The sequence below is a fragment of the Streptomyces sp. NPDC005262 genome (genome assembly GCF_042872425.1).
Lineage (GTDB): Bacteria > Actinomycetota > Actinomycetes > Streptomycetales > Streptomycetaceae > Streptomyces.
Genome location: NZ_JBIAKK010000005.1, coordinates 282,176 through 297,373 on the forward strand (window position 1 = coordinate 282,176; position 15,198 = coordinate 297,373).

The window sequence follows — 15,198 nt, forward strand, 5'->3', positions numbered from 1 at the left end:
CCAGGTCGCCAGTCGTCCCCAAGTGTCCTGCCGAACACCGCTTCGCGACACCGGTCCGGCATCCGCCGCTGCATGCGCGCCGGCCGTTCCGATGACCGCGGAGCCTCGATAGCTGAGTCGCTTTGTGGATATTTGGCCCTGGCGTAAAGGTGACTTGGCACCTCGTGGACACAGGAAAGTGCTGACCTGCGCCTTTTTCGGCACCAGGCTGTCCCCCCATGAGAGACATGAACAACAGGTGGCGCCCCTGGGTCCGGCGTCCCAGGTCGCGGCCCGCCGCGGCCACCGCCGCCCTCGTGGCATTGCTGGCCGGACTGACCGTCGCCCCAGCCGCGGCCCGGGACCTCGCTCCGGACACCGGACGGAGCGGCGCGGGCGCGCCGGGCCGGGCGACTCCAGTCCGGACGCCGATGGTTTCCCGGCACCAGGTCACCCTCGTCACGGGCGACCAGGTCATGCTGGAGACGGACACCTCGGGGCGGCAGAGCGTCTCGGTCGAGCCCGCCAAGGGCCGCGAGCACATCATGTTCGTCAAGCGCCAGCAGGGGCACGACTGGACGGTGATACCCGCCGACGCCCTGCCGCTGCTCGCCGCGGGCCGCCTCGACAAGGCCCTGTTCAATGTCTCGGCCCTGGTCAGGGGCAAGTACGCCGAGCGGTCGAGCCTGCCGCTGATCGTCGAGTACGCCGGTGACGCGGGCACCGCCGAGCGCCGGCTCGGTGCCGCCGGGGCCGACAAGGTCCGCCCCATCTCCGGGACCCCCTTCGCCACCCTGGGCGAACAGCGTGAGGACGCCGCGAAGTTCTGGCGGGGCATCGCCCCCGCCACGGCTGGTGCCACCTCCTTCGGTGCGAGCGTGCGCCGGGTCTGGCTGGACGGCCACGCCAAGGTGCAGCTCGACCGGACGGTGCCGCGCATCGGTGCCCCCCACGCCTGGGAGGAGGGCTTCACCGGCGCCGGTGTCAAGGTCGCCGTTCTCGACACCGGCTTCGACCCGAACCACCCGGACCTCAAGGGCCTGATAGCCGAGTCTGCGAACTTCACCGACGAGCCGGACACCGACGACCTGAACGGCCACGGCACCCATGTGACCTCGACCGTCGCCGGTTCCGGCGCGGCCTCCGGCGGCCGGTACAAAGGCGTCGCACCCGGTGCGCGGATCCTGTCCGGCAAGGTGTGCACCGCGGACGGAAACTGCGACGACTCCGACATCGCCGAGGGGATGACCTGGGCCGCCCAGCACGGCGCCAAGGTGATCAGCCTCAGCCTGGGCGACACGGACACCGCGGAGACCGATGCCCTCGAGGCCATGGTCGACACCGTCACCCGGGACTACGGCGTCTTGGTCGTGGCCGCGGCCGGCAACAACGGCGCGGGCAGCAAGGTCTCCTCGCCCGCCTCCGCGGACCGTGCGCTGGCCGTCGGAGCCGCCGAGGACGACGACGACCGCGCCGACTTCAGCTCGGTCGGCCCGCGGACGGGCGACTCCGGTCTGAAGCCGGACATCCTCGCCCCCGGCGTCAACGTCGTCGCCGCCAAGGCGGGCGGCACCACCGCGGACGACGGCTACATCGCGATGAGCGGCACGTCTATGGCCACGCCGCACGTGGCGGGAGCCGCCGCGATCCTGTTCCAGGAGCACCCCGACTGGACGCCCGAGCAGGTCAAGCGCCAGCTGATGCAGACGGCGACCGGCGCCAAGGAGCACGGCGCGTATTTCCAGGGCTCCGGGCGCGTCGACGTCGCCCGCGCGGTCGACCAGGACGTCACCGCCGACGTCTCCGGAGTGGACTTCGGGCTGATGCGCTGGACGGACCACGAGCGCCCGCCGGTGACCAGGACAGTCACCTACCGCAACCCGGGCGCGCAGCCGGTCACCCTCCACGTGGCGCAGCACGCGAGCACCGGCAGGCCGGACCAGCCCGCCCCCGAGGGGCTGTTCCACCTCGGCGACGACACGGTCACCGTGCCCGCGCACGGAACGGCGGACGTCACCCTCACCGCGACCCCGGAGACCCCGGAGACCACCGAGGCCTACGCCGCCTACAGCGGCGTGGTGACCGCGACCACCACCGACGGTAAGATCTCGGTGCGCGTCCCCTTCGGCATGGACCTCGAGCAGCCGTCCTACGACCTGCGCATCGACATGAAGGGCCGCACGGGCGCGGCCCCCGACAACGCCTACCTGCTCGTCGAGTCGGCCGACCACAAGACCTACGAGGTGGGCACCACCGGCAAAAGCAGCACCGTGGTGCGGCTGCCGAAGGACACCTACTCGGTGAGCGGCTTCTTCTTCGACGCGACGTACACCGAGGGAGTCGTCGTCGGCGTGCCGAAGGTCGTCATGACCGCCGACCGGCAGGTCTCCATCGACGCCCGGAAGGCCAAACCCGTCACGGTCTCGGCGCCGAGCCGCGCCGCGCGCATCCTCTCGGCCGAGGTCGGCACCATCAACCTGGCCGACAAACTGCTCTCCGTCACGATGTACAACGCGGTCGGCACCGACCACATCGACGGCCTGTACGCGACGCCGACGGCGCAGTACAAGGACGCGAAGTTCACCTACCTCGTCAGCACCGTCTGGGGTGACCCCGCCAGCGCGGACGGCAACCCCTCGTCGGTCTACTACCTGACCCGGCCGGTGCACGGCGCCATCCCGGCCGATCCCGGCTACAACCCCCGCAAGTCGGAGCTGGCCAAGGTGAACACCACCTTCGCCGCCAGCACGCCGGGGAGCACCGCGATGCGCCTCGTCTGGATGTACGTCGACAACACCCGCTTCAGCGAGCCCGCCATGGCGGGGCTGCCGGTCCCGAATCGGCGGGTCGACTACTTCTCGGCGGCCGAGGGCATGCGCTGGCAGACGGCCTTCGACCAGAACAGCTTCCTCGACCCGAACGCCCACGGGCAGAGCTACCTCAGCGTCCTGCACGGCTACAAGGCCGGCGCCGAGGTCAAGGAGTGCTGGAACGGCGGGATCCAGGCCGTGGGCCTCTCGCCCGCGACCCCTGCCTTCCGCGAGGGCGACGTCATGTACCATCCCGCCCTCTACGCCGCCAACGGCAACCAGTACCTGGTGGCCGACACCACGACCGGCCTGCCCGAGGCGAAGCTGTGGCGCAACGGCGAACTCGTCTCTGAGCAGCCGACCCAGGACAACGTCCCGGCCGACACCACCCCGGCCGACTACCGTCTGACGGCCGAGCTGGACCGCGACCTCGCTCCGAGCTCCATCTCCACGCGCCTGTCGGCCGAATGGCGCTTCCGGTCGCAGACCACGGCGTCCCGCCAGGCGCTGCCGCTGTACGCGGTGAACATGGCGCCGGAACTGGATGACTGGAACCGCGCCCAGGCCGGGAAGGAGCTGCGCATCCCGGTCCTGATCCAGCGGACGGTCGGCGCCACCGAGTCGCCGATCCGCACCTTCACCGCCGAGGTCTCCTACGACGAGGGCAGGACGTGGCAGTCGGCCACCGTCAAGGGGTCCGGCACGCACCGCACCGTGACCGTGGACAGCCCGCGCCGCGCCGCGGGCGGATCCGTCAGCCTGCGCACCTACGTCAAGGACGCGGCGGGCAACTCCTTCAAGCAGACCGTCATCAAGGCCTACCTGCTGAAGTAGCCGCCGACGGCCCCGAGGGGCCCGCCGGATCCTTCCGGCGGGCCCCTCCGCTGTGCCCGGTGCCCGGTACGGCCCCGGCCGCGGTGCTCAGAGCCAGTCGCGGCGCGCCGCGTGCCAGCCCAGCTGCATGCGCGTGGCGACGCCCGCGAGGTTCATCAAGCCCTGGATGCGACGCTGGATGGTGCGCTTGCTCACGCGTAGCTGCCCGGCGATCGTCTCGTCCGTCATGCCGGCGACCATCAGGGACAGCAGGTGCCGGTCCTCCCCGACTGGTGACGCCGCGTCCTCGGGAACGGCACCGCCGATCCCGCCCTCCTCGGTCACCCGCAGCGGCGCACCGACCTCCCAGTAGTGCTCGAACAGGTCCACGAGCGCGTCCAGCATGCTGCTCCGCCGCACCAGCGCCGCCGTGAGGCTGCGAGGGCTGCCGGGCGCGTCCGCGGAGTTCAGCGGCAGGACGGCCACCGACCGGTCGGCGATCGCCATGCGCAGCGGCAGCCGCGGCACCGCGCGGGAGATCTCGCCGACGCGTACCCCGGCGACGACGTTGTCCACCGCGCCGGGGTCGTCGAAGTACTCCTGTTCGTACAGGGCCCGGTAGAGCACGCCACGGATCAGCGCGTCGTACTCCTCCTGGTTGCTCTCCGGGGGCATGGCCAGGAACCGAGCCTTGACGAACCACAGCATCTCGTGACACGCGCCGTCCTGGAGCTGGCGCAGGTGCTGCCGCAGCGCGGCCGCGCCGCTGATGATCTCGATCGCGTCGCACCCGCTCCAGGCCTGCGCGCTGCGGCGGTAGGTCTCCACCAGATCGTGGATGGCCGCCCTGGTCTGCTCCAGGGCGTCGGACTGGCGCCGCAGCCGCGGCACGAGGGCCGTCTCCGGGGGAATGGCCGAGTACCAGCCGGGACTGTCCTCCACCGCGGATGCCAGCCCCTTGTCCTCCAGGGCGAGCAGCAGTTGCCGGGCAGCCGGGACGCCGAGGTTCGAGCGGCCGGCGATCTCCTCGGCGGAGGCCGCCTCGGCGACGATCAGCAGGCGGTACATCTCGGCCTCGGCGGCCGTGAGACCCACGGGCTCCAGCATGCTGTCCCTTCCCTCACCGGCCGGCGCGCGGGTCCGTGCTCGCCGCCCGAATGCAGGGTCTCACTTTCCTCGGCGGCTGGCAGTGCACGGCGAGCGGCCCACAGGGCCCCCGCGGGTGTCAGGAGACCGCGGTGATGCCCACCGCCGCCTGGCCGCCACCCGAGCGCAGGATGATGTCATAGCGACTACTGGCCGCCTGCCACAACCTCCGCAAGATCTTCCGAGACGCCGGGACCGCCGGGCCTCGTTACTGAGACACGCTCCTAGTGCAGCGGGCCAGGAAGCCCACCTGATCGAATTCCTAGAGCGGTGTTCAGTCCCACCGTGCTCTCCCTATGGGCCACACGTGGGCCAGCGGCCGCCGTTGGGAGCCTGAAGCGGGCTTGAGTGCAGGTCAGCGGCTTGCGCGTTCCGCATCCACGGCGGTCTTGGAAACCGTCGTGGCAGCGATGTCACCGTGGGTTCAAATCCCACACCCACCGCAGCACCTGTGAAGGGGCGTCCGAGAGGGCGCCCCTTCTGCGTGCGCGGGCAACGGTGTCGGGGCCGGCCGGTGGTACGGGCTCAGGGGCATCGGTCGGGGCGGTCGGCGTTCTCCGGGCCCATGGGGCGGCCGGAGGTGAGCCGGGCCGCCGAGGCGATGGTGGCCCGGGCCTCGCGTTCGGTCAGGCCGGTGCGGACGGCGGCGTTGGTGAGGGCGTCCGCCAGGGTGTCGCCGAAGCCGTGTTCGTACGCACGGCAAGCAGCCCAGAAGAGACGGGTGTTGCGCTGTCCTTCGTGTGCCGCGAGAACGAACTGGACGAGGCCCTGGCCGTGGTGGGGGCGGCCGGAGGGGTGGTGAGGACGCGCGGGGGGCGTGAGCAGACGGAGGAGCGCGCGGGGGCAGGGGGCCGGAGAGAGATCGGCGGCGCCGGGGGCGAGTCGGTAGGTGCCGCGGGTGGTGACCGAGCCCGGACCGACCAGGTAGCCGCCGGTACCGCGAATGTCGATGCCGGGAGCGAGGCGGCTGGCGGAATTCGGTACGGCTACGCCTGGCGGGCCGGTGAGCCAGATGTGGCGGCCGCCGCTGGGGGTGATCACCGTGACCGTCGGCGGGATGGTGAACAGGTGGTGCAGTGCCAGCTGCTGGAGGGCCACCGCGGAGTCGTTCCGGCCGGTGGCGTCGATGTCGAGGTCGACGCCGATGAGGTGGTGCGGGGCCCGGCCGCAGGCGATTCCGTAGCCGGTGGCCCAGGGAGCGGCGGCGAAGAGGGCGCGTACGGCGGCAGGGTTCGTGGTGGCGTCGTGGACGCCGTGTCCGGGGAGACCGCAGGCGCCTCGGCAGGTGACCGGCCGGTCCTCGTCGTGGTGGGGAGAGCGCAGGGCGGGGAGCTTGGTGGCGGACAGCGGGATGACGGGGAGCCCGTGCTCGGCGGCGGTGAGCGCGTGGGCGAGGGCCAGGGTGGCGGTCTGCCGGTCGGTGATGGCCATGGCTCTATGTTCGTACAAATGTTCGAAGAAAGGAAGGGGCGGCGGAGGCGAGGTGGGCGACGGTGGAGCGCAGGGCCGAGTCGGCTGCTGTGGATCGACCGGGCCGGCTCGCGCCGGGCGGAAGGGCAGAAAACGTGCCGAAACGCTTTTCCTCTTGGGGTGCGCGGGATCGCGCAGTGCCGGAGTGTGTGCCGGGGGTGTGAGCTGGGGCTTCGGGGGTGGGCAGGAGGTTTATCGGGTGTTCCTCATACTTGCGGGGGAATCGGTGAACCTGGGTGGTTCGCCGGGGATTCGGTGGGCAGCTTTGGTCTCGCGACGTCGTGACCAAGACCGAGGCGGTCGGCCAACTGCCTCGAAAACAGCCGCACTTTCGGTTCCTGGAGGAAATTGACATGGCAAGCATTCGTACCGCTCGCGCCCTCGCCGCTGTTGCCGCGCTGCCCCTCGCCGTCGCACTCTTCGGCGGCGTCGCCCAGGCCGACAACGGCTCGTTCGCGAACGACGGGTCGAACGCGGGTGTTGCGACGATCAGTGGCAGTGGAGGCAGGAACAACTCCGGCAACTCGTCGACGTCGCAGCAGCAGGCCACCGGTTCCGGGGCATCGAACCGGAGCAACTCGGTGCAGGTGAACCGCTCGGCGTTCACCACGATCTACCAGTTCGACAAGAGCGTCACGGTGAACTTCACAAAACTCTGGTGAGTCGGGGTCCACCGTGGGCCGGTCGGGGGGCCGGTGCGGGGTGGGATGGGCAACGGCCTGCGTGAAGGCGCTTCTGCGTCTTCGCGCAGGCCGTTCGCGTTTCCCGTGCAGGGGCGTTCAGGCGTCGCCGACCTTGACAGCGACCATGAATCTGACGGACAGTCAGAAACCCTGATCCGTACGCCCGCGTCCGGAAGGCCCGCCGCCGTGCACCTCGCCCCGACGGAGCGTCAGCAGCAGCTGCGCGCCGAGCTCCGCACCTATTTCCGCGATGTGATCACCGGGCCGGACGTGGCCTCCGGGACGGATGCGATGTCCGGGATGCGGGCAGGACGTGCCGATGATCCGGCGGAGCAACGCCGACTGCTGCGCCGGATCGCCGCCGACGGGATGCTCGGACTGGGCTGGCCCGTCGAGTACGGGGGTCAGGGCCGCGGTCCCGACGAGCAGTTCGTCTTCTTCGACGAGGCGTATCGGGCGGGTGCGCCCGTGTCCATGGTCACGCTCAACACCGTGGGCCCGACCCTGATGAAGTACGGGACCGAGGCGCAGAAGGAGTATTTCCTGCCACGGATCCTGAACGGAGACCTCGTCTTCGCGATCGGTTACAGCGAGCCGGAGGCCGGCACGGACCTGGCCGCGTTGCGTACGAGAGCGGTGCGGGACGGCGACGCCTGGGTGATCGACGGGCAGAAGATCTTCACCAGTAATGCGCAGAACGCGGACTGGATCTGGCTCGCCTGCCGTACGGATCCGGATGCGGCCAAGCACAAGGGCATCTCGATCATCCTGGTCCCGACGGACGCCCCCGGGTTCGCCTGGACCCCCATCGAGACCGTGGGTGGTCTGACCACGACGGCCACCTATTACGACGGGATACGGGTACCCGTCAGGAATCTGGTCGGCGAGGAGAACGGAGGCTGGGGGCTGGTCACCAACCAGCTGAACCATGAGCGGGTGGCGCTCGCCGCGATCGGGATGCAGGCCGAGGAGTTCTACGAGGCGGTGCTCGCCCACGCCCGTACCCCCGATCCGGTGAGTGGGCGGCGCCCCGTTGACGAGCCGTGGGTGCGGTCCCGACTGGCCGAGGCCTATGCCCGGCTGGCGGCGACACGCCTGCTCAACTGGCGTTTGGTGGGGGATGTGGGGGCGGGCTCGCTGGCCCCCGGCGAGGCGAGCGGCGTGAAGTTCATGGGAACCGAATCGGCCGTCGAGGTGTATCGAATGTGCCAGGAAATCGCGGGCGAGGCCGGAACGGTCCGCGGTGGTTCGCTCGGCTCCTTCGGGGACGGGGAGCTGGAGCGGATGAACAGAGCGGCGCAGATCAACACCTTCGGGGGCGGGGTGAGCGAGGTGCAGCGGGAGATCGTCGCGACGATGCGGCTCGGTATGAAGAGGGGGAAGCGGTGACGGACGCACGATTCGGGCAGGGCGGCCGGAGCCCGCAGGGCGGGTCGGACGAGTTGTACGAGCGGCTCAAGGCGTACGAGGGGCGGGCGGCCGCCACCGCGGGCATCGGCAAGGACCTGGTCAACGAGCCGATGATCAGGCACTGGTGCGAGGCCGTGGGAGACACGAACCCGGCATACGCGGGGCCCGGGGCGATTGCTCCGCCCACGATGCTGCAGGTGTGGACGATGGGCGGTCTGTCGGGGCACTCGGGCCGTTCCGGAGCGCACGACGAACTGTTCGCCCTCCTCGACGGGGCCGGGTACACCTCGGTGGTCGCGACCGACTGCGAGCAGGAGTATCTGCGGCCGCTGCGGCCCGGGGAAAGGATCACCTTCGACGCGGTGATCGAGTCGGTGTCGGAGCGGAAGACGACCAGGCTGGGGACGGGCTACTTCGTCACGACGCGGATGGATGTCCGGGCCGCCGGGGAGCCGGCCGGGACGCACCGTTTCCGGATCCTCAAGTACACGCCTGCCGCGGTGAGGCGGGGAGCGAAGCCGGGAGGGCCGGCGGGGGTGAAGGAAGGCGGCCGGAATCTGCGGCCGAGGCCGGTGATCAATCGGGACAACGCCGGGTTCTGGCAGGGCGTCGCCGAACACAAATTACTCATCCAGCGGTGCGGGGAGTGCGAGACCCTGCGCTTTCCCTGGCTGCCCGGGTGCAATGAGTGCGGCTGCCAGGAGTGGGACACGGTCGAGGCGAGCGGCGAGGGCTCCGTCTTCAGTTATGTGGTGATGCATCACCCGCCCTTCCCCGCCTTCGGCGCCTCCGACGACGCCGGGCCGTACGCGGTGGCGCTGATAGAGCTGGCGGAGGGCGTGCGGATGGTCAGCAATGTGGTCGGCGTGCCGTACGACAAGGTGCGGACAGGAATGCCGGTCAGGCTGGAATTCCTGCGCACGGATCCGGAGTTGGAGCTGCCGGTCTTCCGGGGGAGTGAGGGCTGACATGGACTTCACGCCCACGGAGGAGCAGACGGCGGCGCAGGGCCTCGCCGCGCAGATCTTCGGAGATCTGGCCACGCACGAGCGGTTGGCCGCCGCCGGGACGGGGACGGACACAGAGCTGTGGAAGGAGCTGTGCGCGGCGGGGCTCGCGGCCGCCGTCGAGGAGACCGGGCTGCTGGGCCTGGTGCTGCTGCTGGAGGAGCAGGGGAGAACGACTGCGCAGGCGCCGTTGGCGGTGACCTGTGTGTACGGACTGCTTGCCGTCGCCGAGCACGGTACGGACGAACAGCGGGAGCGGCTGCTTCCGCCGCTGCGGGACGGCACTGCCGTCGCCACCGGCGCGTTCCCGGCACGCGGTGGTCTACGGGCCGACGGGGACGGGCGGTTGAGCGGCAGCGTGCCCTATGTGCCGTGGCTGCGGGACGCCACTCTGGTGCTCGTGGCGGACGCGGACCGGGTGCTGTGGATCGTACGGACCGCCGACCCGGGTGTGGCGGTGACACCCGTGGAGACCACGGCTCCATGGTCGGCGGCCCGGCTCGCCCTGGACCGGGCGCCCGGCGAGCGGCTCGGTGGACCAGCAGGACGGACGGGCACGGGGACGAGCAGCGCAACCGGGACAGCGGCGTATGGAGCTGTGCTGGCCGCGAGCCGTACGGCGTTTGCGGGGTTGCAGGCCGGGGTGTGCGCCGGGTCGCTGGCCCGGGCGGTCGCCCACACCACCACCAGGGAGCAGTTCGGGCGCCCACTCTCCACCAACCAGGGAGTGCTGCTGCGCGCCGCCGATGCCCATATGGACACCGAGGCGATACGGGTCACCGCATACGAGGCGGCGTGGCGCCACGACAAGGGGCTGCCGTACGCGGCCCAGGCGCTGACCGCGGCCTGGTGGGCGTCGGAGGCGGGCAAGAGGGTCGTGCATGCCGGACAGCATCTGCACGGTGGGACGGGTGCCGACCTCGACCACCCCGTGCACCGGTACTTCCTCTGGGGCCGCCAGCTCGATGCCTATCTGGGATGCGGCAGCGAAGTGCTGGAGGAGCTGGGTCAGTTGCTGGTGAAGGAGGGATCGCAATGAAGGTCGGCGAGGAGCTGGCACCGCTGGAGGTCGCGGTGACCCGCACCCTGATCGTCGCGGGCGCCATCGCCTCCCGCGACTACCAGGACGTGCACCATGACACTGAGCTTGCACAGCAGAAGGGCTCCCCGGACATCTTCATGAACATCCTGACGACCAACGGCCTGGTCGGCCGGTACGTCACCGATCACTTCGGGCCCTCGGCGGTGCTCCACAAGGTCGCCATCAGGCTGGGTGCACCCAACTATCCGGGGGACACCATGGTGTTGAGCGGCACCGTCACGGCCCTCGGCGACGACGGGACGGCCGAGGTGACGGTCGTCGGAGCCAATGGTCTCGGCAGGCACGTCACCGGCAAGGTGACTGTCAGCGTTCCGGAGGTATCCGCATGAGCGTGCGCAGGGCAGATTCGCTCGGCGGACGGGCCGCGATCGTAGGGATCGGGGCGACCGAGTTCTCCAAGGACTCCGGGCGCAGCGAACTGAAGCTGGCCGTCGAGGCGGTGGGGGCCGCTCTCGACGACGCGGGACTGACCCCCGCCGATGTCGACGGCCTGGTCACCTTCACAATGGACACCAGCCCCGAGATCACTGTCGCCCAGGCGGCCGGCATGGGGGAGCTGTCGTTCTTCTCCCGCATCCACTACGGAGGCGGGGCGGCCTGCGCCACGGTGCAGCAGGCGGCGCTCGCGGTGGCGAGCGGGGTGGCCGATGTCGTGGTCTGCTACCGCGCGTTCAACGAGCGCTCGGGGCGCCGCTTCGGTTCCGGGGTGCAGCACCGGGACCCGACGGCTGAGGGGACCGCGCTCGGCTGGAATCTTCCCTTCGGGCTGCTCACCCCGGCCTCCTGGGTCGCCATGGCCGCCCAGCGCTACCTGCACACGTACAACCTGACGCCGGAAGCCTTCGGTCACGTCGCGGTCACCGACCGGCGCCATGCCGCGCGCAACCCGGCGGCGTACTTCTACGAGAAGCCGATCACGCTTGCCGATCACGCCGCATCGCGCTGGATCGTCGAACCTCTACGGCTGCTCGACTGCTGTCAGGAGACGGACGGCGGACAGGCGATCGTCGTCACCGGCGCCGAGCGCGCCCGCGACCTTCCCCGGCCACCGGCAGTGATCATCGCCGCCGCTCAGGGTGCCGGGCGGGCGCAGGAACAGATGACCAGCTTCTACCGTGACGGGCTGACCGGACTGCCGGAGATGGACGTCGTCGCCAGACAGCTCTGGCGTACCTCCGGACTCGCTCCCGCCGACATCGATGTGGGCATCCTCTACGACCACTTCACCCCGTTCGTTCTGATGCAGCTGGAGGAGTTCGGATTCTGCGGACCGGGTGAGGCCGCCGATTTCGTGGCGGACGACGCGCTGCCACTGAACACACATGGAGGCCAGTTGGGGGAGGCCTATCTGCATGGGATGAACGGCATTGCGGAGGCGGTCCGGCAGATCCGTGGCACGTCGGTGAATCAGATACCCGGGGCGGCCAGAACGCTGGTGACGGCAGGCACGGGGGTCCCCACCTCGGGACTGATACTGGGCACGGACGGCGGGTGACGAGGGGCGCGGCGTCGCCGGTGGGGCGGTGCGGCCGTCCTCCGGTGACCCTGAGTCCTGATGACGGCCTCTACTCCTTCAGGAGGTGGGGCCGGCCCCACCCCTACAACCTGAGGCGGACGTGGCTTCGGGACCTGGGGCCGATCCCCCGGGGCAGGGCCCACTCCTAGCGTGGACCTATGACCACGCCAGTCTGCACGGGCGCCTCCAGGGGAGCCGCTGCCGTCACCGGATACGCGCCGCACACCTCGTCGGCGTCGCACACGCAGCACGCGCCACGCGCCTCATCGGCGGCATGCCCGCAGCAGGCAACGGCCACCACGCAGGCCTCGCACACTGCGCTCACTCCGTACGGTCCGCGTGCTCCGTACGTTCCGTACCCGTCGTTCTCGTCGTTCGTGCGGGCGCGGGGGCCCGTGCTGCTGCGTACCGCGCGCTCGCTCACCGCGAACCCGAGTGATGCCGAGGATCTGCTGCAGACCGCGCTCACCAAGACGTACGTGGCGTGGGAGCGGATCGAGGATCACCGGGCGCTCGACGGTTACGTTCGCCGGGCGCTGCTGAACACCCGGACCTCGCAGTGGCGCAAGCGCAAGGTCGACGAGTTCGCCTGCGACGAGCTGCCCGAGCAGGAGGCCGCTCCGGCGCCCGATCCCGCCGAGCAGCAGTCCTTGCACGATGCGATGTGGCGGGCCGTGCTGAAGCTTCCGGACCGGCAGCGGGCGATGGTGGTCCTGCGCTACTACGAGGACCTCAGCGAGGCGCAGACGGCCGAGGTGCTCGGGGTGTCCATCGGCACCGTCAAGAGCGCGGTCTCACGAGCGCTCGGCAAGCTCCGCGAGGACCCGGAGCTGAGTCCCGTGCGCTGAGCCCGAACCTCACCGGCGGGCGGGCAGTACGGCGGGCTGACGGGCCGGCATGCGGGGGGTGCGGGCTCGCGAGGCGTTCCGGGTGGTGCGACGGTGGGTGGTATCAGCCTTCCTCCCCGGAAACAGGGAAACCAGAAGCCGAGAAAGGTGGCGGCGGTCATGGCTGAACATCCGCATGCCGCGCTGGTCCGCAAGGGCTACGAAGCGTTCAACCGCGGTGACATGGAGACGCTGACCGAGATGCTGACGGGCGACGCGACCCACCACGTCCCGGGCAGCAGTCCACTCTCCGGTGACTACAAGGGCCGGGACGAGATGCTCGCGTACTACCGGCGACTGGCCGAGGAATCGGACGGCACGATGACGGCCACGCTGCTGAATGTGCTGGTCGACGGCCGGGGGCACGCAGTGTCTGTGCATCGGGTCCTGGCGAAGCGCAAGGGGCGGACGATCGACGCCATGGGCGGGATCGTCTTCCGGATCATCGGTGACAAGGCCACCGACCTTGACGAGTGCATGGAAGACATTCAGGTCAGCGACGAGTTCTGGTCCTGACTCCCGGTTCCCCGCACCGCGGGCCCCGTCGGCATGCCGGCCAGGGGAATCCGACGGAAACCGATTCGTACTCCCGGGAGTAGTGACATACCGAGCGGTATGTGCGCAGAATCAGCGGAACCTTACTGCCGCGTAGCGCCTACCGGGAGGACGCCGTGCTGAGCACCATGCAGGACGTACCGCTGACTGTCACCCGCATCCTGACGCATGGGATGACGATCCACGGGAAGTCTCAGGTCACGACCTGGACCGGCGAGCCCGAGCCGCAGCGGCGGAGCTTCGCCGAAGTGGGCCGCCGTGCCACACAGCTCGCCCACGCCCTGCGCGACGAGCTCGGTGTCGTCGGCGACCAGCGGGTGGCGACCCTCATGTGGAACAACGCGGAGCACATCGAGGCGTATCTCGCGATCCCCTCCATGGGCGCGGTGCTTCACACGCTCAACCTGCGGCTCCCCGCCGAGCAGTTGATCTGGGTCGTCAAGCACGCGGATGACAAGGTCGTCCTCGTCAACGGCTCGCTGCTGCCGCTTCTTGCGCCGCTCCTCCCCCACCTGACGTCGATCGAGCATGTGGTGGTCGTGGGGCCAGGCGACCGGTCGGTGCTCGACGGCGCCGTGCCGCAGGTGCACGACTACGAGGAGCTGATCGCCGGCCGCCCGACCAGCTACGACTGGCCCGAGCTGGACGAACGCCAGGCCGCCGCCATGTGCTACACCTCCGGCACCACCGGCGACCCCAAGGGCGTCGTCTACTCCCACCGCTCCATCTACCTGCACTCCATGCAGGTCAACATGGCCGAGTCGATGGGGCTGTCCGACAAGGACACCACGCTGGTGGTCGTCCCGCAGTTCCACGTCAACGCCTGGGGTCTGCCGCACGCGACGTTCATGACCGGCGTCAACATGCTCATGCCGGACCGCTTCCTGCAGCCCGCCCCGCTCGCCGACATGATCGAGCGTGAGAAGCCGACCCACGCCGCCGCAGTCCCCACCATCTGGCAGGGACTGCTCGCCGAGGTCACCGCCAACCCGCGCGATCTGACCTCGATGGCCCGCGTCACGATCGGCGGCGCCGCCTGCCCGCCCGCCCTGATGGAGGCGTACGACAAGCTGGGTGTCCGCCTGTGCCACGCCTGGGGCATGACGGAGACGTCGCCGCTCGGCACCATGGCCAACCCGCCCGCCGGTCTGACGGAGGAGCAGGAGTGGCCGTACCGGATCACCCAGGGTCGTTTCCCGGCCGGCGTCGAGGCGCGGCTGGTCGGCCCCGGCGGCGACCATCTGCCCTGGGACGGTGAGTCGGCCGGTGAGCTGGAGGTGCGCGGCCCATGGATCGCAGGCGCGTACTACGGAGGTGCGGACGGCGAGGCGCTGCGCCCCGAGGACAAGTTCAGCGACGACGACTGGCTGAAGACCGGTGATGTCGGCGTCATCAGCGAGGACGGCTTCCTCACCCTCACCGACCGTGCCAAGGACGTCATCAAGTCCGGCGGGGAGTGGATTTCGAGCGTCGAGCTGGAAAATGCCCTGATGGCGCACCCGGATGTGGCCGAGGCCGCCGTCGTCGCCGTCCCGGACGAGAGGTGGGGCGAGCGTCCGCTCGCGACCGTGGTCCTCAAGGACGGCGCCACCGCCGACTACGTGACCTTGAAGGGGTTCCTCGCGGAGTCCGGTATAGCGAAGTGGCAGCTGCCGGAGCGCTGGACACTCATTCCGTCGGTGCCGAAGACCAGCGTCGGCAAGTTCGACAAGAAGGTGATCCGCAAGCAGTACGCGGACGGAGAGCTGGAGATCACCCACCTCTGACGGACGGGTCCCATGGGTCCGTCACGGCCTGAAGAGTGTCCGCCGGGCGCGTGC

Annotated in this window: 12 protein-coding genes; 10 read left to right on the forward strand and 2 right to left on the reverse strand. The window is 70.1% G+C overall.

From position 1 onward, the window contains the following. The first annotated feature begins 218 nt into the window (after positions 1-218). Entirely contained in the window at positions 219-3,623 is a 3,405-nt protein-coding gene (locus ACFYP5_RS16490) for a S8 family serine peptidase (protein WP_389035901.1), read from the forward strand. Between the two features lie 87 nt (positions 3,624-3,710). Here the strand turns inward: ACFYP5_RS16490 and ACFYP5_RS16495 are convergent, their stop codons facing one another. Continuing rightward, entirely contained in the window at positions 3,711-4,709 is a 999-nt protein-coding gene (locus tag ACFYP5_RS16495) for a helix-turn-helix domain-containing protein (RefSeq protein WP_388746174.1), read from the reverse strand. A gap of 564 nt (positions 4,710-5,273) precedes the next feature. After that, positions 5,274-6,179 carry a bifunctional DNA primase/polymerase gene (locus tag ACFYP5_RS16500; protein WP_389035904.1) on the reverse strand — a complete coding sequence of 302 codons (906 nt, stop codon included), beginning with the start codon at positions 6,177-6,179 and terminating at the stop codon, positions 5,274-5,276. A gap of 392 nt (positions 6,180-6,571) precedes the next feature. On the opposite strand from ACFYP5_RS16500, the gene ACFYP5_RS16505 reads away from it, so the two are divergent. The 9 genes from ACFYP5_RS16505 to ACFYP5_RS16545 all read left to right on the forward strand — a co-directional run bounded on the left by ACFYP5_RS16505 (position 6,572) and on the right by ACFYP5_RS16545 (position 15,144). Next, positions 6,572-6,880, forward strand: coding sequence for a hypothetical protein (locus ACFYP5_RS16505; protein WP_389035907.1), 309 nt, complete (start codon positions 6,572-6,574; stop codon positions 6,878-6,880). 207 nt (positions 6,881-7,087) lie between these two features. Beyond that, entirely contained in the window at positions 7,088-8,290 is a 1,203-nt protein-coding gene (locus tag ACFYP5_RS16510) for an acyl-CoA dehydrogenase family protein (RefSeq protein ID WP_389035910.1), read from the forward strand. Then, positions 8,287-9,279 carry a bifunctional MaoC family dehydratase N-terminal/OB-fold nucleic acid binding domain-containing protein gene (locus tag ACFYP5_RS16515; protein ID WP_389035913.1) on the forward strand — a complete coding sequence of 331 codons (993 nt, stop codon included), beginning with the start codon at positions 8,287-8,289 and terminating at the stop codon, positions 9,277-9,279. Before ACFYP5_RS16510 ends, ACFYP5_RS16515 begins: the two co-directional genes overlap by 4 nt. Before the next feature lies 1 nt (position 9,280). Beyond that, a complete protein-coding gene (locus ACFYP5_RS16520) occupies positions 9,281-10,357 on the forward strand; it encodes an acyl-CoA dehydrogenase family protein (RefSeq protein WP_389035916.1) in 1,077 nt (358 codons plus the stop codon). Next, positions 10,354-10,749 (forward strand): MaoC family dehydratase, encoded by a 396-nt coding sequence (locus ACFYP5_RS16525; protein ID WP_389035918.1) that lies wholly within the window; start codon positions 10,354-10,356, stop codon positions 10,747-10,749. The genes ACFYP5_RS16520 and ACFYP5_RS16525 overlap by 4 nt, the downstream gene beginning before the upstream one ends. Then, on the forward strand, positions 10,746-11,915 hold the full coding sequence (locus ACFYP5_RS16530) for a lipid-transfer protein (RefSeq protein ID WP_389035921.1): 1,170 nt from the start codon (positions 10,746-10,748) through the stop codon (positions 11,913-11,915). Before ACFYP5_RS16525 ends, ACFYP5_RS16530 begins: the two co-directional genes overlap by 4 nt. A 179-nt stretch (positions 11,916-12,094) precedes the next feature. Then, positions 12,095-12,784 (forward strand): SigE family RNA polymerase sigma factor, encoded by a 690-nt coding sequence (locus ACFYP5_RS16535; protein WP_389035923.1) that lies wholly within the window; start codon positions 12,095-12,097, stop codon positions 12,782-12,784. 159 nt (positions 12,785-12,943) lie between these two features. Beyond that, the gene (locus ACFYP5_RS16540) at positions 12,944-13,339 is read left to right on the forward strand and encodes a nuclear transport factor 2 family protein (protein ID WP_389035925.1); all 396 of its coding nucleotides are present in this window, start codon (positions 12,944-12,946) and stop codon (positions 13,337-13,339) included. Between the two features lie 155 nt (positions 13,340-13,494). After that, complete coding sequence (locus tag ACFYP5_RS16545; protein WP_389035928.1) at positions 13,495-15,144, forward strand: long-chain fatty acid--CoA ligase; 1,650 nt, start codon at positions 13,495-13,497, stop codon at positions 15,142-15,144. The last annotated feature ends 54 nt before the right edge of the window (positions 15,145-15,198 follow it).